26 protein-coding genes are annotated in these 25,417 nt (G+C 68.1%); 19 read left to right on the forward strand and 7 right to left on the reverse strand.

Annotation, left to right across the window (positions count from 1 at the left end; translation table 11 throughout):
• Positions 1 to 56: 56 nt before the first annotated feature.
• Entirely contained in the window at positions 57 to 329 is a 273-nt protein-coding gene (locus tag ACFWUR_RS05630) for a GlsB/YeaQ/YmgE family stress response membrane protein (RefSeq protein ID WP_378902345.1), read from the reverse strand.
• A 238-nt stretch (positions 330 to 567) separates the two neighbouring features.
• Between ACFWUR_RS05630 and ACFWUR_RS05635 the strand changes: the two genes are divergently transcribed.
• The 5 genes from ACFWUR_RS05635 (at position 568) to ACFWUR_RS05655 (ending at position 5,530) form a co-directional block, all read left to right on the forward strand.
• Positions 568 to 1,596: a beta-ketoacyl-ACP synthase III gene (locus ACFWUR_RS05635; protein WP_378902348.1), complete on the forward strand. Its 1,029-nt coding sequence runs from the start codon at positions 568 to 570 to the stop codon at positions 1,594 to 1,596.
• A gap of 190 nt (positions 1,597 to 1,786) precedes the next feature.
• Complete coding sequence (locus tag ACFWUR_RS05640; protein ID WP_378902351.1) at positions 1,787 to 1,978, forward strand: hypothetical protein; 192 nt, start codon at positions 1,787 to 1,789, stop codon at positions 1,976 to 1,978.
• A 68-nt stretch (positions 1,979 to 2,046) separates the two neighbouring features.
• Positions 2,047 to 3,714 (forward strand): FAD-dependent oxidoreductase, encoded by a 1,668-nt coding sequence (locus ACFWUR_RS05645; protein WP_378902354.1) that lies wholly within the window; start codon positions 2,047 to 2,049, stop codon positions 3,712 to 3,714.
• A gap of 9 nt (positions 3,715 to 3,723) precedes the next feature.
• Positions 3,724 to 5,190 carry an ATP-binding protein gene (locus ACFWUR_RS05650; RefSeq protein ID WP_378902357.1) on the forward strand — a complete coding sequence of 489 codons (1,467 nt, stop codon included), beginning with the start codon at positions 3,724 to 3,726 and terminating at the stop codon, positions 5,188 to 5,190.
• Complete coding sequence (locus tag ACFWUR_RS05655; RefSeq protein ID WP_378902360.1) at positions 5,183 to 5,530, forward strand: UBP-type zinc finger domain-containing protein; 348 nt, start codon at positions 5,183 to 5,185, stop codon at positions 5,528 to 5,530. Before ACFWUR_RS05650 ends, ACFWUR_RS05655 begins: the two co-directional genes overlap by 8 nt.
• A 24-nt stretch (positions 5,531 to 5,554) precedes the next feature.
• Here the strand turns inward: ACFWUR_RS05655 and ACFWUR_RS05660 are convergent, their stop codons facing one another.
• Entirely contained in the window at positions 5,555 to 6,013 is a 459-nt protein-coding gene (locus ACFWUR_RS05660) for a hypothetical protein (protein ID WP_378902363.1), read from the reverse strand.
• Between the two features lie 77 nt (positions 6,014 to 6,090).
• Between ACFWUR_RS05660 and ACFWUR_RS05665 the strand changes: the two genes are divergently transcribed.
• The 8 genes from ACFWUR_RS05665 to mnhG all read left to right on the forward strand — a co-directional run bounded on the left by ACFWUR_RS05665 (position 6,091) and on the right by mnhG (position 15,642).
• Positions 6,091 to 8,337: an AAA family ATPase gene (locus tag ACFWUR_RS05665; protein ID WP_378902366.1), complete on the forward strand. Its 2,247-nt coding sequence runs from the start codon at positions 6,091 to 6,093 to the stop codon at positions 8,335 to 8,337.
• 46 nt (positions 8,338 to 8,383) lie between these two features.
• Positions 8,384 to 9,643 carry a hypothetical protein gene (locus tag ACFWUR_RS05670; protein ID WP_378902368.1) on the forward strand — a complete coding sequence of 420 codons (1,260 nt, stop codon included), beginning with the start codon at positions 8,384 to 8,386 and terminating at the stop codon, positions 9,641 to 9,643.
• 130 nt (positions 9,644 to 9,773) lie between these two features.
• On the forward strand, positions 9,774 to 12,563 hold the full coding sequence (locus ACFWUR_RS05675; RefSeq protein WP_378902371.1) for a Na+/H+ antiporter subunit A: 2,790 nt from the start codon (positions 9,774 to 9,776) through the stop codon (positions 12,561 to 12,563).
• Entirely contained in the window at positions 12,560 to 12,943 is a 384-nt protein-coding gene (locus ACFWUR_RS05680) for a Na(+)/H(+) antiporter subunit C (protein ID WP_378902374.1), read from the forward strand. The genes ACFWUR_RS05675 and ACFWUR_RS05680 overlap by 4 nt, the downstream gene beginning before the upstream one ends.
• Entirely contained in the window at positions 12,940 to 14,535 is a 1,596-nt protein-coding gene (locus ACFWUR_RS05685; protein ID WP_378902377.1) for a Na+/H+ antiporter subunit D, read from the forward strand. Before ACFWUR_RS05680 ends, ACFWUR_RS05685 begins: the two co-directional genes overlap by 4 nt.
• Positions 14,532 to 15,086, forward strand: coding sequence for a Na+/H+ antiporter subunit E (locus ACFWUR_RS05690; RefSeq protein WP_378902380.1), 555 nt, complete (start codon positions 14,532 to 14,534; stop codon positions 15,084 to 15,086). Before ACFWUR_RS05685 ends, ACFWUR_RS05690 begins: the two co-directional genes overlap by 4 nt.
• A complete protein-coding gene (locus ACFWUR_RS05695) occupies positions 15,083 to 15,343 on the forward strand; it encodes a monovalent cation/H+ antiporter complex subunit F (protein ID WP_378902383.1) in 261 nt (86 codons plus the stop codon). The genes ACFWUR_RS05690 and ACFWUR_RS05695 overlap by 4 nt, the downstream gene beginning before the upstream one ends.
• On the forward strand, positions 15,340 to 15,642 hold the full coding sequence (gene mnhG, locus ACFWUR_RS05700; protein ID WP_378902386.1) for a monovalent cation/H(+) antiporter subunit G: 303 nt from the start codon (positions 15,340 to 15,342) through the stop codon (positions 15,640 to 15,642). Before ACFWUR_RS05695 ends, mnhG begins: the two co-directional genes overlap by 4 nt.
• Here mnhG and ACFWUR_RS05705 read toward each other — a convergent pair.
• The 5 genes from ACFWUR_RS05705 to ACFWUR_RS05725 all read right to left on the reverse strand — a co-directional run bounded on the left by ACFWUR_RS05705 (position 15,639) and on the right by ACFWUR_RS05725 (position 19,925).
• A complete protein-coding gene (locus ACFWUR_RS05705; protein WP_378902388.1) occupies positions 15,639 to 16,991 on the reverse strand; it encodes a DUF5933 domain-containing protein in 1,353 nt (450 codons plus the stop codon). The genes mnhG and ACFWUR_RS05705 overlap by 4 nt on opposite strands.
• A gap of 50 nt (positions 16,992 to 17,041) precedes the next feature.
• Positions 17,042 to 18,184: a glutamate--cysteine ligase gene (locus ACFWUR_RS05710; RefSeq protein WP_378902391.1), complete on the reverse strand. Its 1,143-nt coding sequence runs from the start codon at positions 18,182 to 18,184 to the stop codon at positions 17,042 to 17,044.
• Between the two features lie 10 nt (positions 18,185 to 18,194).
• The gene (locus ACFWUR_RS05715; RefSeq protein ID WP_378902394.1) at positions 18,195 to 18,890 is read right to left on the reverse strand and encodes a superoxide dismutase family protein; all 696 of its coding nucleotides are present in this window, start codon (positions 18,888 to 18,890) and stop codon (positions 18,195 to 18,197) included.
• A gap of 90 nt (positions 18,891 to 18,980) precedes the next feature.
• Complete coding sequence (locus ACFWUR_RS05720; RefSeq protein WP_378902397.1) at positions 18,981 to 19,547, reverse strand: LytR C-terminal domain-containing protein; 567 nt, start codon at positions 19,545 to 19,547, stop codon at positions 18,981 to 18,983.
• A gap of 42 nt (positions 19,548 to 19,589) precedes the next feature.
• Positions 19,590 to 19,925: a DUF3263 domain-containing protein gene (locus ACFWUR_RS05725; protein ID WP_378902400.1), complete on the reverse strand. Its 336-nt coding sequence runs from the start codon at positions 19,923 to 19,925 to the stop codon at positions 19,590 to 19,592.
• 189 nt (positions 19,926 to 20,114) lie between these two features.
• Between ACFWUR_RS05725 and ACFWUR_RS05730 the strand changes: the two genes are divergently transcribed.
• The 6 genes from ACFWUR_RS05730 (at position 20,115) to ACFWUR_RS05755 (ending at position 25,321) form a co-directional block, all read left to right on the forward strand.
• On the forward strand, positions 20,115 to 20,705 hold the full coding sequence (locus ACFWUR_RS05730; RefSeq protein ID WP_378902403.1) for a peptide deformylase: 591 nt from the start codon (positions 20,115 to 20,117) through the stop codon (positions 20,703 to 20,705).
• Positions 20,706 to 20,816: 111 nt separating this feature from the next.
• Positions 20,817 to 21,767, forward strand: coding sequence for a GNAT family N-acetyltransferase (locus ACFWUR_RS05735; protein ID WP_378902406.1), 951 nt, complete (start codon positions 20,817 to 20,819; stop codon positions 21,765 to 21,767).
• Between the two features lie 48 nt (positions 21,768 to 21,815).
• A complete protein-coding gene (locus ACFWUR_RS05740; protein WP_378902409.1) occupies positions 21,816 to 22,625 on the forward strand; it encodes an exodeoxyribonuclease III in 810 nt (269 codons plus the stop codon).
• A gap of 73 nt (positions 22,626 to 22,698) precedes the next feature.
• The gene (locus tag ACFWUR_RS05745; protein ID WP_378902412.1) at positions 22,699 to 23,898 is read left to right on the forward strand and encodes a homogentisate 1,2-dioxygenase; all 1,200 of its coding nucleotides are present in this window, start codon (positions 22,699 to 22,701) and stop codon (positions 23,896 to 23,898) included.
• Entirely contained in the window at positions 23,862 to 25,085 is a 1,224-nt protein-coding gene (gene fahA, locus ACFWUR_RS05750) for a fumarylacetoacetase (RefSeq protein WP_378902415.1), read from the forward strand. Before ACFWUR_RS05745 ends, fahA begins: the two co-directional genes overlap by 37 nt.
• 47 nt (positions 25,086 to 25,132) lie before the next feature.
• Positions 25,133 to 25,321: a hypothetical protein gene (locus ACFWUR_RS05755; protein ID WP_378902418.1), complete on the forward strand. Its 189-nt coding sequence runs from the start codon at positions 25,133 to 25,135 to the stop codon at positions 25,319 to 25,321.
• Positions 25,322 to 25,417: the final 96 nt, after the last annotated feature.

The following is a 25,417-nucleotide window of genomic DNA, read 5'->3' on the forward strand; positions in this document are numbered from 1 at the left end:
GTGTGATGACTACAAGCGATCACACCCTACGGGAAGCCCGCGGCAAGCACCCGTGGTCAGTGGACCGATTTACGCCCGGTGAACAGCTTCACCAGGAACAACAACACGCAGGCGCCCGCCAGGCAGGTGATGAAGCTGAATATCCAGCCTGCGCCTTCGACGTCGACGCCGAACAGGCTCAGCAGGAAACCGCCGAGTAGTCCGCCGATGATTCCCACGACGATGTTGAGCAGGATGCCCTGCTGTGCGTCGGTCTTCATGAACTTGCTCGCGATCCATCCGGCCAGACCGCCGATGATGATCCAACTGATGATGCCGAGTCCGAGCATGGTGTCCTCGATCCCTCGAAGGGTCGGCGAGCAATCGCCTTGTCACCAAGATACCCCCGGCCCTCTTGTGACAATCGACACTCAGATCACAATCCGAGACGGTAATATGAGGAGGCCTCATGTCTGAGCGTTCACATGATGTCCACGCGCGGATCATGGGTGATGAGGGACAGAGTTCGATGCTTCGGGTACACCCAGCGGTACTGCCGCAGGTTGACAGGTACATAGGAGACACACAATGGCTGCTCGAATCGCCCAGACGACGGGTGCTGAGCACACCGCGATCCTCGGATTGGGCGTCTACCGCCCGGCCCGGGTGGTCACCAACGACGAGGTAGCGGGGCCGATCGACTCGAGCGACGAGTGGATCCGCACCCGGTCGGGCATCAAGACCAGGCGCTTCGCCTCGGCCGAGGAAACCATCCAGAGCATGAGCGTCGCCGCCGCGCGCGACGCGATCGCCGCCGCGAATGTGGAGGTCGACCAGATCGACTGCGTCCTCGTGGCCACCTCGACGCACCTGATGCTCACTCCGGCCATCGGCCCGCGCATCGCCACCGAACTGGGCATGACCGGCTCGGCCGCCTTCGACATCTCGGCGGGCTGCGCCGGGTTCTGTCACGCGGTGGGCATGGCCTCGGACCTGGTGCGCGCGGGCACTTCGAGTCACGTCCTGGTCATCGGTGTCGAGAAACTCACCGAGGCCGTCGATTTCACCGATCGCTCGACGGCGTTCCTGTTCGCCGACGGCGCGGGCGCGGTGGTCGTCGGCCCGTCGGCCGAGCAGGGCATCGGCCCGACCGTCTGGGGTTCGGACGGCACCCAGCACCACGCCATCCGCCAGTCCAAGGACTGGGCGGAATTCTTCGCCGAGATCGAGGAGAAGGGCACCGACGCGGTGCGGCCCTATCTCGAGATGGAGGGCACCGCGGTGTTCCGCTGGGCCGCGCACTCGCTGGAGAAGGTCTGCCGCGAGGCGGTCGACCGCGCGGGCCTGACCACCGGCGACCTCGATGCGATGATCCCGCACCAGGCCAACGGCCGGATCATCGAGATCATGGCCAGGGTGCTCGAGCTACCGGAGCACTGCGCGCTCGCCAACGACATCGAGGACTCCGGCAACACTTCGGCAGCATCGGTACCCCTCGCGATGGACGCGCTGTTGCGCAAGGGCGAATCGAAGCCGGGCGATACCGCGCTGCTGATCGCCTTCGGCGCCGGGCTGTCCTATGCGGCACAGGTTGTCAGCCTGCCCGCCTGGAAATAGCTGATCAGCAAATCCGCGCACAACCGGGGCGGCCTGCACCGTAGCAGGCCGCCGACCGGTCGGCTCGCCGTGTCCACCTTGTCCCACTTGCACCAACTCGGACATGCTGGCAAACTTTTCGCTACCGACGTTTGCTGATCGACGAAGCTCAGCCTCCAGCGTTCCCGTCGTCAACCCGAGGTGATCGGCCGTGAAACTGCGCTCACTCCTGCCACGCAGGCATATCAACGAGGTCCCGCTCCTGCCGAGCATCGGACCGGACGAGGCCTTCACGCTTGCCCGGGCGTTCGTCCCGCGGGGTACTCGACTCGAACGCGAGGAACGGCTCGAACGGCTGCTCACGCCTGGTGAGCTGGATCTGGTGTTGCACCGGCAGGTCTGAGCCCTCTTGGCCCTGGGTAGGGGCATACGGAGAGCTACCCGGTCCGGGGAAGGGGGATACTCGAAAACGTGAGCACTCCCTCGGTAACCAAGCCGGCAATTTTGAGCGTTGACGATGATCCCGGCGTGTCCCGGGCAGTGGTGCGCGATCTTCGCCGCCGCTATGGCGCCGACTACCGGATTCTGCGGGCCGAGTCGGGGCAGCAGGCCCTGGAAGCGCTGCGGGAGATGAAACTGCGCGGGCAGCCGGTGGCGGTGTTGATCGCCGACTACCGGATGCCGGGCATGGACGGGATCGAATTCCTCGAGCAGGCGATGGACCTGCACCCGTACGCGCGCCGGGTGCTGCTCACCGCCTACGCCGACACCGATGCCGCGATCAACGCGATCAACGTGATCGATCTCGACCACTACCTGCTCAAGCCGTGGGATCCGCCGGAGGAGAAGCTCTACCCGGTGATCGACGGGTTGCTCGAGGCCTGGCGCAGCGCCGAGCAACGACCGGTGTACGAGACCAAGGTCGTGGGCGATCGATGGTCGCCGCGGTCTTCGCAGGTGCGGGAGTTCCTGGCGCGCAATCAGTTGCCGTATCGGTGGTACCCGGTCGACGAACCGGAAGGCACCCGGCTGCTCGAGGCGGCGGGCGCCGATCCGCTGACCTGCCCGGTGGTGATCACGTCGGCGGGTACCGCGCTGATCCAGCCGACCGACAGCGAGCTCGCCGAGAACGTCGGACTCACCGTCGAGCCCAGTGGCGATTTCTACGATCTGATCGTGGTCGGTGGCGGGCCCGCCGGGCTCGGCGCGGCGGTGTACGGCGCGTCGGAGGGCTTGCGCACGGTGCTGGTGGAGCGCACGGCCACCGGCGGACAGGCGGGGCAGAGCTCGCGGATCGAGAACTATCTCGGATTTCCCGACGGCGTCTCGGGCTCGCAGCTGGCCGATCGCGCGCGGCGGCAGGCGGCGAAGTTCGGCGCGGAGATCATCACCACTCGCGATGTGGTCGCCCTCGAGGTCAACGGCTCGGCGCGCACGGTGCGGTTCGCCGATGGGGGAAAGCTGTGCGCGCACACGGTGTTGATCGCCACGGGCGTGGACTATCGACGGCATCCGGCGCCGGGCGTGGACGAATTCACCGGGCGCGGCGTGTACTACGGCTCGGCGATGACCGAAGCGGCGGAGTGCGCCGAGCAGGAGGTCTACATCGTCGGCGGGGCCAATTCGGCCGGGCAGGCCGCGGTGTTCCTGTCCCGCAACGCCCGTCGCGTGCACCTGGTGGTACGGGGCGACTCGCTGGAGCGGTCGATGTCGCACTATCTCGTCCAGCAGATCGCGGGGATCGAAAACATCATCGTGCACACCGAGACCGAGGTGGTCGGCGTCGACGGCGACACACACCTGGAACGAATCATTCTGCGCGACAACAGCACCGGATCCGAGGACAAGGTCGACGCGCAACGGCTGTTCCTGTTCATCGGCGCCGCACCGCAGACCGGCTGGCTCGACGGCGTTGTCACCCGTGACGCCGCCGGATACGTGCTGGCCGGACCCGACCTGATGGTCGACGGCGCCCGGCCCCCCGGCTGGGAACTGCCGCGCCCACCGCAGCACCTCGAGACCAGCGTGCCCGGAGTGTTCGTGGCGGGCGATGTCCACGCCGAGTCCGCCAAGCGGGTCGCCTCGGCGGTCGGCGAGGGCGCGATGGCGGTCATGCTCGTCCACCGGTATCTGGCCTAGGAGACGTCGATGGGTTCCCTGATCTGCGATCCGGAAGAACTGCGCACGCTGTTCCTGTTCGAGAAGCTCGACGACGCTCAGCTCGCCGACCTGTGCGCGGCGGGCAGCATCGAATGCGTCGACCCCGGTCCGGTGTTCCGCGAAGGCGAACCGGCCACCTGTTTCTACGTGCTGATCGAGGGCGAGATCCGCCTGACCACGATGTCGGGCGGCGTGGAGATCGAGACCAACCGCACCGACCACCGCGGTGTGTACGCGGGTGCGTGGATGGCCTACATGGGCGACAAGGTGAGCCAGAATTACAACGGCTCGATGTATGTGGTGCGCCGATCCCGCTTCCTGGTGCTCGGCGCCGACGATTTCGCGCGAATGATGCACGAGTGGTTCCCGATGGCCGTGCACCTGCTAGAGGGCGCGTTCTTCGGCGGACGGAAGTCGAACCAGCGGATCGCCGAACGGGAGCGGCTGCTCGCCCTCGGTTCGCTGTCGGCCGGACTCACCCACGAACTCAACAATCCCGCCGCCGCCGCGGTGCGCGCCACCTCCGGCCTGCGCGAACGCGTCGCCGGGATGCGGCACAAGCTCAAGATGATGGCCGAGGGCAAGTTCCCGCCCGATGCGTTGGTCAAGCTGGTCGAGATGCAGGAGCAAGCCGCCGAGCAGGTCGCCAAGGCACCCGACCTCAGCCCCATGGAAGCGGCCGATCGGGAGGACGCGCTGGCGGACTGGTTCGCCGATCGCGGCATCGCCGACGGCTGGAATCTGGCGCCGACCTTCGTGCAGGCGGGCCTGGACACCGACTGGCTGGAGGGCGTCCACGCGACCCTGGAAGCTTGCCAGGCGCCGGTGTTCGAGGGTGCGGTGCGCTGGTTGAACTACACCATCGAGACCGAGCTGCTGATGAACGAGATCTTCGACTCGACCACCCGCATCTCCACTCTCGTCGGCGCGGCCAAACAGTATTCGCAGATGGATCGCGCGCCGTATCAGGTCGTCGACCTGCACGAACTGCTCGATTCCACCCTGGTGATGCTCAACCGCAAGCTCGGTGACGGCGTGCACGTGGTCAAGGACTACGACCGCGCCCTGCCGCCGGTGCCCTGCTTCGCCGCCGAACTCAATCAGGTGTGGACCAATCTGATCGACAACGCGGTCTACGCGATGGGCGGGGAAGGCACCCTGACGATCCGCACGTTCCAGGAAAACGACTGCGCCGCCGTCGAGATCGGGGACACCGGGCCGGGCATCTCCCCTGACACACAGGGGCGCATCTTCGAGCCGTTCTTCACCACCAAACCGGTCGGTGACGGTACCGGCCTCGGCCTCGACATCTCGTTCCGGATCGTGGTGAACAAACACAACGGTGACATCCGGGTCGAATCGGAACCCGGCAACACGCGGTTCATCGTCCGCCTGCCGTTGGAACCGACAGCGGAGGATGTCAGCACACCCACTACAGGAGGTCGAGATGGCTGAAGCGAAGATCGATCCGAGCGTGGCGCCCAGTGGCGCGGGTTGCGCCGAGTGCGACGAGAGCGGCGGCTGGTGGGTGCATCTGCGCCGCTGCGCCGAATGCGGGCATGTCGGCTGCTGCGACAGCTCCCCCAGCAAGCACGCGACGAAGCATTTCGAGGCCACCGCGCACCCGTTCGTGCAGAGCTACGAACCGGGCGAGGACTGGTTCTACGACTACTCCAACGGTGAGATGTACAGCGACGGCCCCGCACTCGCCCCGCCGACCAGCCACCCGACTGATCAATCCGTTCCCGGTCCCGCTTCGCGCGTGCCCGCGAACTGGCAATCGCTCATCAACTGAGCGATCCGGCAGGGCCGCTCCGGGTCAGCCGCCGGGCCTGATCCCGGCGGCGTCGGCCACCGGCTTGTCACCGTTGGCCGGAACGAGGCAGACCAGCTTCACGGTGCTGAGCGCCACGTTGGGGCTGCCCTCGAACGGGCTGCCGGGATTCTCGGCCAGGATCTCGTCGATCGCCTTCTTCTCGCCGTCGGAGTCGAGCGACTTGAACTGCGCGCAGGTGATGTCGGCGCTCACGGCGGCCGAGGTCGGGGCCGCGCTCGAGGTGGTGGCGGGCGCGCTGGAGCTCGGCGTGCCCTTGCGCAGCCCGCTCGCATCCGCGGAGTCGTCGCCGGAACCGCACCCGACCAATGTCAGGGTCAGTGCCCCGGCGGCCAGTACTGCGAGGGAGATTCGGTTCATCTGCTGCTTTCCCCGGTAGATCGCGGCGCCGGCACCTCCGGCGCGTCCGGTGCAGCGTACCGACTGGCGGCGAGAGTTCGTCATGTCAGCCAGATTGGCCTGCTGACCTTGCAGTCTGCCTATCGGATACTGATCGCGCCGGGAAGCGGCAGAATGGGACGGTGGCTGAACTTTCGCTCACCGCCCGGCTCAACCCCTCCGCCGCCGATGCCCGCCGCGGGGTGGTTCGGTTGCACCCCGAGACGCTCACCGCCCTCGGCCTGCGCGAATGGGACGGCATCGCCCTGATCGGCGCGCGCAGGACCGCGGCGGTGGTGGCGAAGGCGCCCGCGGACAGTCCGCCCGGGGTGGCGCTGCTCGATGACGTGACGCTGTCGAATGTGGGCTTGCGGGAGAACGCGGCGGTGACGGTCGCGCCGGTCACGGTCTTCGGCGCCAGGCAGATCTCGCTGAGCGGCTCGGCGCACGCCACGGCCAGTGTTCCGGCGGCCACTCTGCGCCAGGCGCTGCTCGGCAAGGTGGTGACCGTGGGTGACACGGTGTCGCTGCTCCCGCGCGATCTCGGCCCCGACATCAGTTCTTCGGCAGCCACGCAGGCGCTCTCGCGCGCCTTCGGTATCGCCTGGACCACCGAACTGCTCACCGTGACCGCGATCGAGCCGATGCCGGGACCGGTGAGTGTGCAACCGAATTCGGCGGTCGGCTGGGGTGCGGGCGCGGCGGCGATCCAGCACACGATGGAACGCGACGGCGATCCGCGGCAGCTTTCGGCGAGTGGGCACGGACAGCAGGGACTTTCCTCGTCGGACCAGCCGGGCTCGGTCGCCACGACAGTGGGTTCGGGGAACGTGCCGATCCAGGTCGAGGACCTGGCCGGGGTGCAGGCTCAAGCGGCCAAGCTGGCCGAATGGCTGAGCTTGGCGCTCGACGAGCCCGAGTTGCTCAAGACCCTCGGCGCACCGGCACATCTGGGCGTGCTCGTCACCGGCCCGGCCGGGGTCGGCAAGGCCACGTTCGCCAAAGCCGTTGCCGCGCCACGGCGCATCATCGAACTCGACGGGCCGAGTGTCGGTGCGACCGAGAGCGGCACCCGGCTGCGCGAGGTCGCCGAGGCGGTGGCCGATGTCGCGACCGGACAGGGCGGCGTGCTGTTGATCACCGATATCGACGCGCTGCTGCCCGCCGAGGCCGAACCGGTCGCCACCCTCGTGCTCGACCAGTTGCGAGCCGCCGTGCGCAAGCCGTGCGTCGCCCTGCTGGCCACCACCGCCCATCCGACACAGGTGGATTCGCGACTGCGGGCACCGGACCTGTGCGATCGCGAGCTGGCGCTGCCACTGCCGACCGCGGCCGTTCGGCGTGCCCTACTGGAACATCTGTTGCGCAAGGTACCCGCCGGAAGCCTCGATCTCGAGGTGATCGCCTCACGCACACCGGGTTTCGTGGTCGCCGACCTGACCGCACTGTGCCGCGAAGGGGCGGTGCGCGCCGCGGGCCGGGCCAGCCGCGAACACACCGAACCAGAACTCGCCCAGGACGATCTGGTGGGGGCACTGGACGTGATCCGCCCGCTGTCACGTTCGGGGACAGAGGAATTGGCGATCGGCTCGCTCGACCTCGACGACGTCGGCGACATGGTCGAAACCAAACAGGCACTCACCGAAACGGTACTGTGGCCGCTACGCCACCCCGACTCGTTCGCCCGCCTCGGCATCGAACCGCCCCGCGGCGTCCTGCTGTACGGCCCACCCGGCTGCGGCAAGACCTTCCTCGTGCGGGCACTGGCGGGCACCGGTCAGCTCAGCGTGCACGCGGTGAAAGGCGCTGAGCTGATGGACAAGTGGGTCGGTTCGTCGGAACGAGCGGTCCGCGAACTGTTCCAGCGGGCCCGCGATTCGGCGCCGTCGCTGATCTTCCTCGACGAGGTCGACGCACTCGCCCCCCGCCGCGGCCAGAGCAGTGACTCCGGAGTATCGGACCGAGTGGTCGCCGCTCTGCTCACCGAACTCGACGGAGTCGAACCGCTGCGCGATGTGGTGGTGGTCGGCGCGACGAACCGTCCCGAGTTGATCGACCCCGCCCTGTTGCGGCCCGGCCGACTCGACCGTCTCGTGTTCGTGCCACCGCCGGACGGCCCCGCGCGCCTCGAGATCCTGCGCACGGCGGGCCGTTCGGTTCCGCTCGCCGACGACGTCGACCTGGCCGCCCTGGCGGAGGATCTCGACGGCTACTCGGCGGCCGACTGTGCCGCTCTGCTCCGCGAGGCCGCGCTCTCGGCCCTTCGCCGCGATATGGCCGCCGCCGACGTCACCGGGGCGGATGTGGCCACGGCTCGCGCCACCGTGCGCCCCTCCCTCGACCCAGCGCAGGTCGAATCGCTGCGACGATACGCTGACAGCCGCGGCTGACCGCCGACATCCCAGGTAGACGGCTTTTCGTCGGTATCCTTCCTGCGTGCCCAAACTCGGGGATGGCATCGACGCGGTCACGGCGTTCACCGGTGCCGTGGTCGCGGGCATGGCGCTGTTCCTGCCGTTCACCTTCAGCACCGCCGAGTCGCTCGGTTCGCCCTATCGGGTCGCGAGCCTGGTCAACAGTGTGCCGAGGGCGGCCGCGCTCGGGCTGATCGTCGCCGTCTGCGTGGCGGTGTTGGTGCGCCCGCTCAGCCGCCCCGGCCTGGTCTGGCTGAGCGCCGCCTGCGGCTCGCTGGTGCTGGCGATCAACTACTTCATCGGCCGGACGGTGACCTCGGCCGACGTCCTCACCACCCAGAACTACATCGACGCGCTCAGCGGCGGCGTGGTCTACGGCACGCTGGGCATCTGCGCGCTGCGCCGACGCTGGTCGGCCGTCGGTTTCGCGCTCGGCACGATGGTCGTGTTCGTCTACGGCGAGGTGAGTTCGAACATCGAGACAGCGAGCAAGGCGGTGAGCACGCCGCCGTGGCTGATAGTGCTGGCCGTGGTCCTGCTCGTCGTGAACACTCTGCGTCATCGGCACGGCATCATGTTGCCCGTGGCCACTCGCCTGGCCGCCGACCTGCCGATCAGCCCGATCGTGGCCGCGACGCTGCTTTCGCTGTCGGCACTGCTGGCCACCGAATGGCTGTCGAACGAATTCGACGGGCAGCGCGCCGATTTCTGGTCGGTGAGCCTGGCCGTGACGGTCTCGATCGTCACCGCGTTCCTCGCCGCGGTGCTGCTGCCGGGCCGCGACGGCGTCGGCGTGCTGCTCGCGATCGCCGTGGCCGCGGCGGCCGACTCGCTCGGTGACGCACCGAGTCTCGGCTGGAGCCTGCCGCTGGTCCTCGCGGTCGCGACGGCGGGAATCTTCGCCGGTCTGCACTGGCCGACACCGTGGCTCGTGCTGCTCGGCGCGGCCGTGATCTGCGCGTACGCGACCGTCGCCGACCGGCTGCCCTGGTCGTACTCTTGGACGCTCGGCACCGTCCTGCTCGCGTGCGTCGCGGGCTACGCGTTCGGTTCGATCCGCAGCTCCTATTTGCCCAGTGCCGTGCTCGGCCTCGGCGCGCTGTTTCTGCCGTCGATCGTGTGGGCGATCCCGACCGACCTGCGCAACTGGCCGGTCGGCGGGCCGACCGCCGACGATGCCACCCCGGGTCGCGCCGCGTTCGCCATCACCGCGGGCGCGGCCGCCGCACTGTTGCTGCTGCTGCGAATCCGCCCGAACACAGCCGACGCCGCGGAGCTGTAGCTGCCGGCACCCATAGCCGCGCACCCCACGACATGGCCGACGCGACAACCTCGGTGCCGCCGAACAGATCACTTCCACCCGTAGGATCGGGGCGCGCTACTCGACCGCTACCTACCCGACGGAGGGGGAGTTGCTAGCCGTACTGCTCGCTCACGCACTGGCCGCCCTGCTGGCCCCGCTGTGTGTACGAGTGCTGGGCCGCAACGCTTTCTACCTGCTGGCGCTGGTCCCGCTGGGCAGTCTCGGCTGGGTGATCGCGCACTGGGGCGACACCGTGCGCACGCAGATGCGGTGGGCGCCGCAGATTTCGATGAACATCGATCTGAGCTTCGACTCTCTCGCCGCGGTCATGTGCACGCTGGTGCTCGGCGTCGGCGCGTTGATCCTGGCCTATTGCGGGCGATATTTCGAGCGTGACGAAGCCCGGCTCGGAGTGTTCGCGGCCGAGCTGACCGGATTCGCCGGTGCCATGTTCGGGCTGGTGACCAGCGATAACATGCTGCTGCTCTACGTCTTCTGGGAAATCACGACGGTACTGTCGTTCCTGCTCGTCGGCCACTACGCCGAGCGCTCGGTCAGCCGAAGGGCCGCGATCCAGGCGCTGCTGGTGACGGGCGCGGGCGGGTTGGCGATGCTGGTCGGGATCGTCGTTCTCGGGCTGCGCTACGACAGTTTCCTGCTGTCGGATCTGCTCGCGGCGAACGCTGTCCCGCAGGGCAGCGCGGTGTCGGTCGCGATCGGGTTGGTGCTGTTGGGGGCGATCAGCAAATCGGCGATCGTGCCGCTGCACTTCTGGTTGCCCGGTGCGATGGCCGCGCCGACCCCGGTGAGTGCCTACCTGCACGCCGCCGCGATGGTGAAAGCCGGTGTCTACCTGGTGGCCCGGCTGGCGCCCGCGCTCGCGCAGACACCACCGTGGCATCTGATGCTGCTGCCGCTCGGTATCGCCACCATGCTGCTCGCGGGGTGGCGGGCGATCCAGGTGCACGATCTGAAGCTGGTGCTGGCGTTCGGCACCGTCAGCCAGCTGGGTCTGATGATCACGATGGTGGGCGTCGGCTCCCCCGACGCGGCGCTGGCCGGGCTCGCCCTGCTGGTGGCGCACGGCCTGTTCAAGGCATGCCTGTTCATGGTGGTCGGCATCATCGATCACGGTGCGGGCACCAGGGACCTGCGCCGACTGTCCGGGCTGGGCCGGCGAGCGCCGGTGCTGTGCGCGATCGCGGTGCTCGCCGCGCTCAGCATGGCCGGACTGCCACCGCTGCTCGGGTTCGTCGGCAAGGAGTCGGCGCTCGGCGCGCTGTGGTCGGCCGAGATGCTGAGTCCGCCGGTGCGATTCGCCCTGTTGGCGGGGGTCACCGTCGGTTCGGCGTTCACCGTGGCCTACAGCATCCGATTCGTCTGGGGCGCTTTCGGGATCACCGCGAACCCCGAGCGCGAGGTCACCTGGCACGCACCAGGTCCGCTGCTGCTCGGCCCGCCCGCGGTGCTCGCGGTGGCCGGGCTGTTCGGCGGACTCGCCGCACCTGTCGTCGATCGCTGGCTGAGCCCCTACGCCGCGTCATTGCCCGGGGTCCTCGACAGCCATCTCGCGCTCTGGCACGGCGTCAACGGCCCACTCGCGCTGACGGTGCTCGTCGTCGCGGCCGGTCTGGCCCTGTTCCTGATCCGCGGCCGGATCGGCGAACCCGCACACCCGCGCCTTGGCAATGCCGATCGCAACTACGACGCGGCGCTGCGCGCGATGGACCGACTGTCGTTGCGCATCACCGGAACTGTGCAATCCGGGTCGCTGCCTGCCAGCCAGGCCACCATCCTCGGCACCCTCGTCGTGTTGCCGACGATCCTGCTCGCCGTCGGCACCCGCACGGGAGTGCAACTGCGACTGTGGGATTCACCGTTGCAGGCCGCGATCGGGGCGGTCATGATCGCGATGGCGGTGGCCGCCACCGTCTTGCGCAACAGGCTGGCCAGCGTGCTCGTCGTCGGAGTGACCGGCTATGGCTGTGGCGTGATCTTCGCGCTGCACGGCGCACCCGACCTGGCACTGACCCAATTCCTGGTCGAGACACTCACTCTGGTCGTCTTCGTGCTCGTGCTGAGAGCGTTTCCCGCCGAGATCGCCGAGAGCCAGGGCACCGCGTTCAAATTCCGTCGCGCGCTCCTGGCCGTCGCCGTCGGCATCACCGTCCCCGTGCTGGCCGCGTTCGCCATCGCCGCCAGACACAGTGCCCCGATCTGGCCTGCCATTCCCGATGCGGCCTACCGGATCGGCGGCGGCAAGAACGCGGTCAACGTCCTGCTCGTCGACATTCGCGCCTGGGACACCCTGGGCGAGATCTCGGTGCTGGTCGTCGCCGCGACCGGTGTCGCGTCGCTGGTGTTCCGTAGCCGACGCTTCGGCAGCGCGCCCCGCGCCGTCGACTCACCGAACTACGACCCCGACGCGGTGAACTGGCTGCCCGCCGCCCGGCTCCTCGATCGGCGCGACCGATCGATGGTCCTGCAGATCACCACCCGACTCATCTTCCCCACCATCATGGTGCTGTCGGTGTATTTCTTCTTCGCCGGCCACAACGCACCCGGCGGCGGCTTCGCGGGCGGTCTGATCGCCGGTCTCGCGCTGACCCTGCGCTACCTGGCGGGCGGACGCTACGAACTGGGCGAGGCGCTCCCGGTCGACGCCGGACACCTTCTCGGCGCGGGTCTGATCCTGGCCGCGGGCACCGCGACCGTCTCGTTGCTCCTCGGCGCGCCCCCGCTGTCCTCGGCCATCGTCGAGGTGACGCTGCCGCTGCTCGGCCACATCAAACTGGTCACCGCCCTGTTCTTCGACCTCGGCGTCTACCTGGTGATCGTCGGGCTGGTGCTGGACGTACTGCGCAGTCTCGGCGCCCGCCTGGACAAGGAATCGGTATGACCGCGAACCTGACCATGCTCATCACCATCGGCGCGCTCACCGCGTGCGGCGTCTACCTCCTGCTCGAGCGAGTGGTGTCGAAGATGCTGCTCGGGATACTCCTGCTCGGCAACGCGGTGAACCTGCTGATCATCACGATGGCGGGCCCGGACGGCACACCACCGATCCGCGCGGGCGCCGACGCCTCCTCCGACGGCATGGCCGACCCGCTCGCGCAAGCCATGGTGCTCACCGCCATCGTGATCACCATGGGGGTGGCCGCTTTCATTCTCGCGCTGGCCTATCGCGCCTACATGCTCACCACCACCGAAGACGTGCACAAAGACCCCGAGGACGCCCAGGTCGCCGCGCGGCGCGAACGGGAGGATCCAGAACAGTGACCCTGTCCCCGGATCTGCTGCCCGCCATCGCCGCGCTGCCCGTCCTTGTCCCGCTGCTCGCCGCCGCGGCCACCCTGATCTTCGGCCGACAACCCCGCCTACAGGCGATCATCTCGCTCACCGCGCTGTCGGCGGTGCTGGTGATCAGCGGGCTGCTGCTCTATCTCGCCGACCGCGACGGCACCACCGCCGTGCAGGTGGGCGGCTGGCCGACACCGATCGGCATCACCCTCGTCGTCGACCGGCTCAGCGCGGCCATGCTGCTCGTCTCGGCGTTCGTTCTGCTCGTGGTGTCGATCTACGGTGCGGGACAGAATATTTCCGACGGCGGCGAACGGCAGCCGACCTCGATCTACCGACCCACCTACCTGATCCTGACCGCGGGCGTGTCGACCGCGTTCCTGGCCGGCGACCTGTTCAACCTGTTCGTCGGCTTCGAAATCCTGCTCGTCGCCTCGTTCGTCCTGCTCACCGTCGGCGCCACCGAAGAACGGATCCGCACCGGCGTCGCCTATGTGATGGTGTCGATGGTGTCGTCGCTGATCTTCCTGATCGGCATCGCCCTCACCTACGCGGCCACGGGCACCCTGAATCTCGCGCAACTGGCCGGGCGCCTGGAAGCGTTACCGAGTGGTGTACGCACCGCCTGCTACGCGGTGCTGCTGGTGGCTTTCGGGATCAAGGCGGCGGTGTTCCCACTGTCGAGTTGGCTGCCCGACTCCTACCCCACCGCGCCCGCGCCGGTTACCGCGGTGTTCGCGGGCCTGCTCACCAAAGTCGGTGTGTACGCGATCATCCGCACCCACACACTCTGGTTCCCCGACGGCGCGTTCGACGACATCCTGCTGGTGTGCGGGCTGGCGACCATGCTCGTCGGCATCCTGGGCGCCATCGCGCAAACCGATATCCGGCGACTGCTCTCGTTCACCCTGGTCAGCCACATCGGCTACATGGTGTTCGGCATCGGCCTTGCCACCATCGCCGGGCTGACCGGCGCGGTGTACTACGTGGCCCACCACATTCTGGTGCAGACCGCCCTGTTCCTCGCTGTCGGACTGATCGAACGCCAGGCGGGGTCGGTGTCGTTGCGCCGGATCGGCGGGCTGGCGACAGCGAGTCCGCTACTGGGCATGCTGTTCCTGCTCCCAGCGCTCAATCTCGGTGGCATACCGCCCTTCTCGGGATTCATCGGCAAGGTCACGCTGATCGAAGCCGGTGTCACCGAGGGCAGCGTGCTGGCCTGGGTGCTGGTCGCGGGTTCGGTGATCACGAGTCTGCTCACGCTGTATGCCGTAGCGCGGGTCTGGAGCAAGGCGTTCTGGCGGCCGCGCGCAGAAGCGCCGGAGGGTCATCTCACCGCGGCGCATCTACCCACGCTGGTGGAGGATTCGACCGACGTGTACTACGAGGACCGCACCGACCCCGGCCGGATGCCCGTGCTCATGGTGCTGGCGACGATCGGACTGGTCACCGCCGGGCTCGCCCTCACCGTATTCGCCGGACCGGTGCTCGGTATCGCCGAACGCGCCGCCGACGACCTGAACGACCCGTCGGTCTACATCGAATCGGTACTCGGACCGGAGCTGCGATGAGCCGACTCATCCATCGGGACAACGTCCTTCGCCTGTGCGTGTTGATCTGGCTCACCGCCGTCTGGGTCGCCCTCTGGGGAGGTCTGAGCTTCGCCAACGCCCTCGCCGGCGTGGTGGTCGCGCTGATCGTGACCCTCGCGCTGCCGCTCCCCTCGGTCCCGGTGGCCGGGCGCTTCCATCCGCTGTCGTTTCTCGCGTTGATCGCTGTCGGCACCTATTACACGCTCGAATCGAGTCTGCAGGTGGCCTGGTTCGCCATCCGGCCCAGCGGACCACCGGTCTCGGGTGTGCTGCGCGTGCACCTGAGCATCCAGTCCGATCTGGTGCTGGTGATATGCGCCGACCTGCTGAATCTGATCCCGGGCACCATGGTCCTGGAAATCGATCGCGCGCGCTGCGTGGTCTATGTGCACGTGCTCGATGTGGGCAGCGACGAAGCGGTCGTCAAGTTCTACCGCACCACCCGCCGCCTGGAACACCTGCTGATCGATGCCTTCGAACGACCGAGCGAGCGCCGCCGCCTCGACCCGCCCACGGAGGTGCAACCATGACCGTCGTCGCCGTCATCGCCGGCATTCTGCTCACCGCCGCGGCGGTGATCACCAGCTACCGCGTACTCGCCGGGCCGAGCACCCTCGACCGGGTCGTCGGGATCGATTCACTGATGGCCATCGCCGCGTCCGGGCTCGCGGTCTGGGCCGCCTACAGCGACGACACCACGGTGATCCCGGCGATCGTCGCGCTCGCGCTGGTCGGGTTCCTCGGCTCGGCCGCCGTGACCCGGTTCCGTGTCAGGGACGAGCGATGAGCGCGTGGGAATGGGTCTCGGCGATCCTGATCCTCGCCGGTTGCGCGCTCGCGTTCACGGCCTCGATCGGCATCGTCCGCTTCCCCGACACGCTCACCCGCATGCACGCGGCCACCAAGCCACAGGTGGTCGGACTCATGCTGGTTCTCATCGGCACCGGCATCGACATCCGCGGCGACATCAATGTCTGGATGCTCGTGCTCACCGGCCTGTTCACCATCATCACGGCCCCGGTCGTCGCCCACCTCATCGGCCGCACCGCCTACCGAGAACAACGCCACCGCGACGGACTGCGCTAACCGGCGGGCGTCGCGATTCGCTCGATGGCGGGCTCGGGGGCGCGGACGAACCAGGTGTTGTGGAAGGCGACCGACACCGCGGCCAACAGCCCGAGCACGATCGCACCCGCGGCCATCGGATACTCCGACATCGGCACCGCCAGGTACCGGTAGGCCAGCAGCAGCGCCGCGAACACGGCCACACCGAAGCCGACCAGCCGAATCCGGAACGCACCCCACCCTCGCTCGGGCGCACGCAACGCGGATTCGACGGTCAGGCACAGCACCGCGCCCGCGACCAGATCCACGCCGTAGTGATAGCCGAACCCGAGCGTCGCGGTGACCGTGGCGGCCAGCCAGAACGCCCCGCCCCAGCGCATCCAGATCGGCGCGCGCGATCCGTCGACATCGCGGCGGGTGTGGATGAACAGCGCCAGCGCCCAGGCGGTGTGCATCGAGGGCATGCAGTTGCGCGGGGTGAACTCGTCGAAGGGCAGCGCGGCCGGGTTCGGGTCGAGCGGCGGCAGCGCGGCGGGCCAGAAGTTGCCCACCTGGAAACCGTGCCCGTCGGCCCCGTACGCGAACATCGGCCCGACCACCGGGAACAGCACATAGAACAGCGGCCCGACCAGACCGAGCACCAGGAAGGTGCGCACCAGGTAGTGGCTGGGCCAGCGCCCGGTCGTCACCACTTTGCGCAGCTGCCACACCGCCACCGCGATCGCGGCCACCGGCAGTTCGATGTAGACCCAGTGCAGCACCGCGTACACCTCGGGCCCGAGTACCTCCAGTACCCGCCCGACAACCCACGACGGATCACCGAGCGCGTGATCGGCGAGCATCGCGTATTCGTCGAGCACCGTGGGTCGCACGGCCGAGGTCAGGTGCAACCACACATCACCGACCTTGGTGGCCAGCACCAGCAGCGCACCGAGCGCGACGGCCTTCAACGCGTCCGCGCGCTCGCGACCCCGCCAGCGGACCGCGGCGACGACAGCCAGCACGGCCAGCACGATCGTCGGCCCGTTGCCGACCGCGAACGGCTTGCCGTCGATGAGCCGCAGCGCGACCCACACCGCGTCGATCCCGACCGCGACGGCCAGTGCGAGCACCCGCCGGCGCGCGGAGATCCCGACCAGCGCGAGCACCAGGCCGGCCCACGGCACCGACATCGATTTGGGCGTGCCGACGAAGTCGCGAGCCAGGCTCGCCAAGGGTCCGTCGAAGCCGTTGATCGAGGCTACGATCTGCAATCCGACCAGCAGCGCGAGCACTGCCGACACCGCGACTACGGCGAGTGTGCGTGGTTCACGCAGACGAGAACCGAGGGTGGCACCCCCCGCAACGGTGCGCGGATGTTCGACAAGCATCCAACTATCGTAAACGGCGGGTGAACGCCATCCCACTGCGCAGCTGAACGCTACTGATCCAGCTCACACACCAGCGCGTCGACCACCGCGACCATGTCGCCCTGTGTCTGTGCGGCGACCCGGCGTTGGCGCTGGTAGGAGCCGCCGTACCGGGGAATGTCGGCCACCGCGGCCAACTCGTCGGCGCAGCCGAGGCGTTTGGCGGTCGGCTCGAGCCGGGTGAGCAGATCCATCAGATCGTCGGTGACCAAACGCTCATTGCTGGCATCGTCGACGATCACGATCGCGTCGAGTCCGTAGCGCGCGGCCCGCCACTTGTTCTCCTGCACATGCCACGGCGGCAGCGTGGGCAGAGTCTCGCCGTTCTCGAGGCGTTGGTCCAGATCGACGATCAGGCAGTGGATCAGCGCGGCCACCGAGGCCAGTTCGGCGCGACTGGACAGCCCGTCGCACACGCGCACCTCGATGGTGCCCCACTTGGGCGCGGGCCGGATGTCCCAATGCATACCGCCGAGTTGTTCGAACACACCGGTTTTCATCTGGTCGTGCACGAAACCCTCGAACTGGCGCCAGTGCTCGAACTGGAACGGCAGCCCGGCGGTCGGCAACTGCTGGAACATCAGCGCGCGATTGCTGGCGTACCCGGTGTCGTCGCCGGACCACATCGGCGAGGACGCCGACAGCGCCAGCAGATGCGGATACGACAGCAACAGCGAGTTCAGGATCGGAAAGACCTTGTCCCGGTGCGACACTCCGACATGCACGTGCACACCCCAGATGAGCATCTGCCTGCCCCACCACTGCGTGCGTTCGATCAGTTCGTCGTAGTGCGGTGAGCGCGTGAGCTGTTGGGCCGACCACTGCGCGAACGGGTGGGTTCCCGCGCAGAACAGGTCGACACCGAGCGGGTCGGCCGCGCGCCGCACCGCGTTCATGGTGCCGCGCAGGTCTTCCACCGCGCCGCCGACCGTCTCGTGCACCCCGGTCACCAGTTCGACCGTGTTGCGCAGCAATTCCTTGGTGACCTGCGGGGTGCCGTCGTGGGCGCGCAGGTCACCGACGGCATCGAACACCGCGGAGGCGGTGTTGGACAGATCGCGCGTCATCTTGTCGACGAGCGCGATCTCCCATTCGATGCCGATGGTCGGCCGGGGCGAACCGCGAAACGGAACCGACTCGTATGCCCCGGCCATGGGTGACCCGCTAACCGACTACGCCGCACGCCACCCGGGCGCCCGCATCGCCGGTGGACAGGGTGGTTTCGTCCGGGCCGGTGCCGCCTTCACGCGTGTAGCGCGGGGGGATGTTGCCGAAGTTGTCGGCGCCGGCGTGGATGATCAGGGCCTTGCCCTTGACGTTGTCGAGGGTGACCGCGTCGGTCCGGGTGACCAGCTTCGCGGAGCCGTCGGCGCCGACCTGCAGCGAGGTGAGGTCACCGCTGGCCGGGTGCGCGGTGGCACCGCCGACCTGCAGATGCCCACCGGCCGAGGCGAAGTCGCCCTCGCAGGTGCCGTTCTGGTGGAAGTGCAGGCCGTGGAAGCCGGGGGTCAGGCCGCGCGCCTCGACGGTGACGACCAGGTGGCCGCCCTCCTGGGCGATGGTCGCGGTGCCCACCTCGGCGCCCGAACCATTCTTCAGCGAGGTCTTCAGGCCGCCTGCCACGCTGCCGTGATCGTCGCCGTGGCCGGGGGCCGCGGTCTCCGACGGTGCGGCGTGGCCACCACCGTGGCCGCCGCTGTCACCCGCGGGCGCCGACGAGCTGGTCCACACCGGCGGCGTGGTGCCCTTGACGTCACTCGACTCCTGGCTGCTGGTGCAAGCTGCGAGCCCGAGCGCGGCGACCGCGAGCACCGGGGTCACAATGCGCCAGGACGGGCGACGAGAGGTCGGCGTGTCCATCAGGGGACTCCTTATCGGAGGAGGGGCGATACCGATCACGATGATGCCACAGTGGCGACACGGCCTACGGCACCGCGTGCCACGCTCGGTTCAGCGACCGGTCAGGACGACCACGACACCCGGCGAGGTATCCCCCGTCTTGGGTGCGACCGTCCCGCCGACCTGTTCGGCGATCTCGGTGGCCGCGGCCTTGTCGCCCGCGCCGCCGCCGTAATACACGGTGGTGGTGGTCAGGTTCGCGCCGCTGTAGTTGCCGGTGCTCACATTGGTCCAGCCCGCCGTGGCGAGTTCGCCCGCGGTCCGCGCGGCCAGGCCCGCTACCAGGCTGTTGTTCAGCACTCGCACCGACACAGTCTGATCCGCGCCAGTCGACGCCGGAGCCGGGGTCGTCGTGGTGGTCGTGGTCGTGGTCGGCGCGACCGAGGTCGTCGTGGTCGGCGCGGCCGCGCTGGTGGTCGTGGGCGCGGACGTGGTGGCCGGTGCCTGCGCGACCGCGCTGGAGGTGGTGGTCTCGGTCTGCTCCGCATCGGTTGCCTGGGCATCGGAGTTCGACAGCGACATCGCACCCAGACCGGCGAAGACAATGGCCAGCGCGATCAACACCATCGCCAGCGCGCGCAACGGCGGGCCGCCGGGGGTGGGGTTCGGGTTGCTCACCCGCCCAACCCTAGTCGCAACCGAGGGTGTGTGGCCGTCATGTCAGACCTGGAAACCGAGTTTGCGGGCGGCACGCGACTTCTGCCTGCTGGCCCGCAGTCTGCGCAGCCGCTTGACCAGCATCGGGTCGGCGGCCAGCGCGGCGTCGGAGTCGACGACCGCGTTGAGTACCTGGTAGTACCGGGTGGCCGACATGGAGAACAGTTCGCGGATCGCGTCTTCCTTGGCGCCCGCGTACTTCCACCACTTGCGTTCGAAGTCCAGGATGTCGAGCTCGCGGCGGCTCAAACCGGTGCTCTCGTCGGCCGCCGAATCCTGTTCGCCCGCACCGGGGCCGTCGGAGATACCGGGGATATGCCGAGCTGCTGCGCCGTCCATCGTGCTCCCTCGCCGAGTATCACGAGATGGGTGAATACCGTCGTCATTCAACCACGGGTTCCCCAGATCCTTCGAGCCATGTCACGGCGTGTTGACTGAAGGCCAGTAGGGCGTACGCGCTCGGCGTGGTGGCGCGGCCCACAGGGGTCCGCCGATCGTCCGGCCACGCGAGCGGCGATAATGGCGACCATGGCAATTCTCCCGATCGTGATCGTCGGTGACCCCGTTCTCCACAACCCCACCGCGAAGGTGACGGAGACCCCTGCGGAGCTGGCCGAGCTCATCGCGGACATGTACGACACGCTCGAAGAGTCCAAGGGTGTCGGCCTGGCGGCCAATCAGGTCGGCGTCGGCAAACGGCTGTTCGTCTACGACTGCCCCGACTTCGACGCCGCGGGCAATCCCCTCCGCCGCAAGGGCGTGGTGGTGAACCCGGTGCTGGAGACCTCGGCGATCCCCGAGACCATGCCCGACCCCGATGACGACGAGGAAGGCTGCCTGTCGGTGCCCGGCGAGCAGTTCCCGACCGGTCGCGCGGATTGGGCGAAGGTCACCGGGACCGACGAGAACGGTGAGCCCGTCGAACTGGAGGGCACCGGTTTCTTCGCCCGCATGCTCCAGCACGAAGTGGGTCACCTCGACGGTTTCCTCTACGTCGACGTGCTGATCGGCCGCAATGCTCGCGCTGCCAAGAAGGCCATCAAGCGAAACGGCTGGGGCACACCGGGTTTGAGCTGGATTCCGGGCACCGTCCCCGACCCCTTCGGTCATGACGACTGAATCGTCGCGGTCGGCGCCGCGGGCCTTCGGCCTGTTCCCTCGATCTTGCCTGCCTCCGGGCACTTCGTCGTCGCACCCTTCACTCAGTCCAGACCAAGGCGGCCGGCAACCATGATTCCGCTGGGTCGACGCGTGGTGATGCGGTACCAGCTGCCCGCGGGATATCCCCAGCCGCTCACCGATGTGATCGGCGAACTGGTGTCACTGACGCCGCCGTCGGTGCGTACCGCCGAGGGTGAGCTGGTCTCGGTGTCGGCCGATCGCGTCGTCGCGTTGAAAGCACTGGGGCCACGGCCCATTCGGACCAAGGAGATCCGCTCGCTGGAGACCGCGGCGGCCATGGCCTGGCCGGGCAGCGCGCACCTGTGGATCGACGGCTGGCTGGCGCGGGCAGGCAACGGCTACACCGGACGTGCGAATTCGGCTGTGCCGCTGGGTGAGTCGGGCATCCCCGCGGTGTTGTCGATCGACACCATGCACAAGATCGCGGACTGGTACACGAGTCAGGAATTGCCGCTACTGCTGCAGCTACCCGACCGGCTGGCCCCCGTGCCCCCCACGTGGAACACCTGGAGCGAGACCGTGGTCCTCGGCCTGGACATCGCGAATTTCGTGCTCCCGCAAGGACCGTCGATGGTGCGCATCAGCAGCGAACCCGAGGACGGTTGGCTCCGAACGCACCGCTACCGCGGTGAGATCCCCCTGGATCCCGCTGTGCGCGAGCCGGACCGGGCCGTGCTCACCTCGGTCCTCGACGGCGTTCTCGGCTTCGCCTCGTTGGGCCTGCCCCAGCCCTTGTCCATCGGCCGCGGTGCGGTGACCACCGCGCCCGACGGTCGCCGCTGGGTCGGCCTCACCTGTGTGGCCGTGGCGACCGCGCACCGCCGCAACGGGCTCGGCGCCCTGCTGTGCGCCGAACTGATCCGGTGGGGAGCCGAGCAGGGCGCGAGCCACGCCTACGTCCAGGTCGAGGTGGGAAACTCCGCCGCGCTCGCCCTCTACCGCGAACTCGGCTTCATCGAGCACCACGCCTACCGCTACGCCGCCCCGCAGGGGCACTAGCGGCCGGCGCCGCGGTTCTGAACAGTTCATCGAAAGGACACCGCCACCGTGCGTCTCGCCACTTGGAACGTCAACTCGATCCGCTCCCGCGTCGATCGGGCGATCGCCTTCCTGGACCGCCACGACATCGATGTGCTGGCGTTGCAGGAGACCAAATGCCGTGACGATCAGTTTCCCTTCGAGCAGTTCGAGGCCGCCGGGTACGAGGTGGCGCACGTGGGGCTCAATCAGTGGAACGGGGTCGCGATCGTGTCGCGGGTCGGGCTCACCGATGTCGAGTTCGCGTTCCCCGATCAGCCCGGCTTCGACAAGAACGCGGGCGATTCGCTGATCGAATCGCCGGTGGTCGAGGCGCGTGCGCTCGGTGCGACCTGCGGTGGGGTGCGAGTGTGGAGTCTCTATGTCCCCAACGGTCGTGCGCTCGACGACCCGCACTACACCTACAAACTGAACTGGCTCTCGACCCTGCACGCGAAGGCGGCGAGCTGGCTGGCCGAAGACCCCGCGGCGAAGATCGCGCTGGTCGGCGACTGGAACATCGCCCCTACCGACGACGATGTGTGGGCGCCCGAACTGTTCATCGGCAAGACCCACACCTCCGCGCCCGAACGCGAAGCCTTCCAGTCCATGCTCGACCTCGGCTTCCGCGATGTGATGCGCCCGTTCGCCCCTGGCCCCGGCGTCTATACCTATTGGGACTACACCCAGCTGCGTTTCCCCCGCAAGGAGGGCATGCGCATCGACTTCGTCCTCGCCTCCCCCGCCCTCGCCGACCAGATCAAGGACGCCTCGGTGGACCGCGAGGAACGCAAGGGCAAGGGCGCCAGTGATCATGCTCCGGTGATCGCGGAGTTCTGACGGATTTTCCGCGCGTTCTCGGTTACGTTGGAGGGAGAAGTTTCAGCCTGCGACGCAGCGGGAGGTTCACTCGATGTTCTACCGCCGGGTTGGTGCGGTGCCGCCGAAGCGGCATACGCAGCATCGCGATGAGCACGGCAACCTCTACTACGAAGAGCTGATGGGCGAGGAGGGGTTCTCCGGCGACTCCTCGCTGCTCTATCACCGCGCCCTGCCGCCCGCGATCGTCGATGCGACCGTCTGGGAGCTGCCCGACCAGACCTTGACGCCGAATCATCCACTGCACCATCGGCATCTGCGGCTGCCCCTGCTCTTCCCCGGCGATACGGCGGTCGCGACCGACCCGGTCACCGGGCGCAGACTGCTGCTGGCCAATGCTGACGTGCGGATCTCGTATGTGGTCGCCAAGGGCGCGTCCCCGCTGTACCGCAATGCCATCGGCGACGAGCTGGTGTACGTGGAATCCGGTGCGGCCGTGGTGGAAAGCGTCTTCGGAATCCTGCCGGTACGCCGAGGCGACCAGGTAGTCGTGCCGCGGGCGACGACCCACCGCTGGCTGCCGACGGGCGAGGAACCGTTGCGCGCGTACGTGATCGAGGCATCGAGCCACATCACCCCACCCAAACGCTATCTCTCGAAATTCGGTCAACTGCTGGAGAGCGCGCCCTATTGCGAGCGCGATCTGCACGGACCGCGCGAGTTGCTGCTCGTCGACGACACCGACGTGGAGGTGTTGGTGAAGCATCGCGCGGGCAACGAGGTGATCGGCACCAGAATGACCTACGCGACACATCCGTTCGACGTCGTCGGCTGGGACGGCTGCCTGTACCCCTACACCTTCAATATCGCCGATTTCGAACCGATCACCGGCCGCGTGCATCAGCCGCCACCGGTGCACCAGGCCTTCGAGGCCGACAATTTCGTTATCTGCAATTTCGTGCCGCGCAAGGTGGACTATCACCCGCTGTCGATTCCGGTGCCGTACTACCACTCCAATGTGGATTCCGACGAGATCATGTTCTATTGCGGTGGAAACTACGAGGCGCGCAAGGGTTCCGGCATCACCCAGGGTTCGGTGTCGGTGCATCCGGGCGGTTATGCGCACGGCCCACAACCCGGCGCTTACGAACGCAGCGTCGGGGCGGAGTTCTTCGACGAACTGGCCGTGATGGTGGATACGTTCCGTCCGCTGCAACTCGGTGAAGGTGCGCTGGCCTGCGAGGATCCGGCGTACGCGTGGACCTGGTCGGGTCGCGGGCCGGGGCTGCGGTGAGCCTGCTGCGCGTGGAGGTCCCCGCCGATTCGCTGTTCGGGCCGGAACATATGCCCTACGGTGTTTTCGCACCACCCGGCGGCGACTTCCGGGTGGGTTGCCGGTTGGGCGACATGGTGCTCGATCTGGCTGCGCTGCTCGATGATTCGACCTTCTCGCAACCTGCGATGAATGCCTTTCTCGCACAGGGTGCCCGCCGCTGGCGCGAGGTCCGCGACAGGTTGCGCGCACTAGCCGATACCGCCCTGCCGGTCGATGCCGTGTATCCCGCGTCTGCGGTGCGCATGGCGCTGCCGGTGCGGATCGGCGACTACGTCGACTTCTACGCCAGCATCGACCACGCCACCAATCTCGGCAGGCTCTTCCGTCCGGACAGTGAACCGCTGCTACCGAATTGGCGACACCTACCGGTGGGCTATCACGGCCGGGCAGGCACCGTCGTCGTATCGGATACACCGATCATCCGGCCGCGAGGTCAACGCCGAACAGCCTCTGGCACAATCGATTTCGGCCCCTCTGAGCGCCTGGATATCGAGGCCGAATTGGGCTTCGTCGTCGGCGCGGGCTCCACCCTCGGCGTACCGGTCACCGTCGACGAATTCACCGAGCATGTTTTCGGCGTCGCACTGGTCAACGACTGGTCGGCGCGCGATATCCAAGCGTGGGAGTACCAACCACTCGGCCCGTTCCTCGGCAAGTCGTTCGCCACCTCGATCTCGGCCTGGATCACCCCGCTGGCCGCACTGACAGCGGCCCGGGTGCCGCTCCCGACACAGGACCCCGAACCCCTCCCCTACCTGCGCGGCCTCGACGATTTCGGCCTCGACATCGAGCTGTCCGTCGCGTGGAACGGCGAGGTCGTCGCGCACCCGCCCTACGCGCGCATGTACTGGTCCCCCGCCCAGATGTTGGCCCACCTCACCGCCAACGGCGCCTCGATCCGCCCCGGCGACCTCTACGCCTCCGGCACCATCTCCGGCCCCGAGCCGACCCAGCGCGGCTCATTCATCGAATTGTCCTGGGGTGGTACACAACCCATCACCGTGGCCGGTCGGTCACGCACCTTCCTCGCCGACGGCGACGAGGTGGCGATCACGGCCACCGCTCCCGGCACGGAGGGAAGACGAATCGGCCTCGGCCGGGTAGGTGGACGAATCCTGCCCGCGCACAACACTTCACGCCCCTGAAACTTAGGACTCCCAGCACCCGCCGCCGCGCCGTTACGTTGGCTCCCATGAAATCTCTCATCGCCACCGCTGCGGGTCTCGCTGTCATCGGCCTCGTCCAGCTTCCGCTGGCAGCGCCCGCCGCAGCGGAGTGCGGGCCGTATCCGGTGCCCTGCTCCAACAGTTCGTCGGAACAGGTCCCCTACCTTCTCGGCCTGCTCCAGGCCGCGCTTTTCAACGGGTCGTCCACGGGATAACCACATCGAGTCGGCGGGATCGTCCACCCAGGGGCGGAGATGGTACTCGGCCTACCTCCACCCCGAGGCGGTATCGGGCAGAATCAGGCGCGGGAT

The organism is Nocardia sp. NPDC058633 (assembly GCF_042717045.1).
In the GTDB taxonomy this organism is placed as follows: domain Bacteria; phylum Actinomycetota; class Actinomycetes; order Mycobacteriales; family Mycobacteriaceae; genus Nocardia.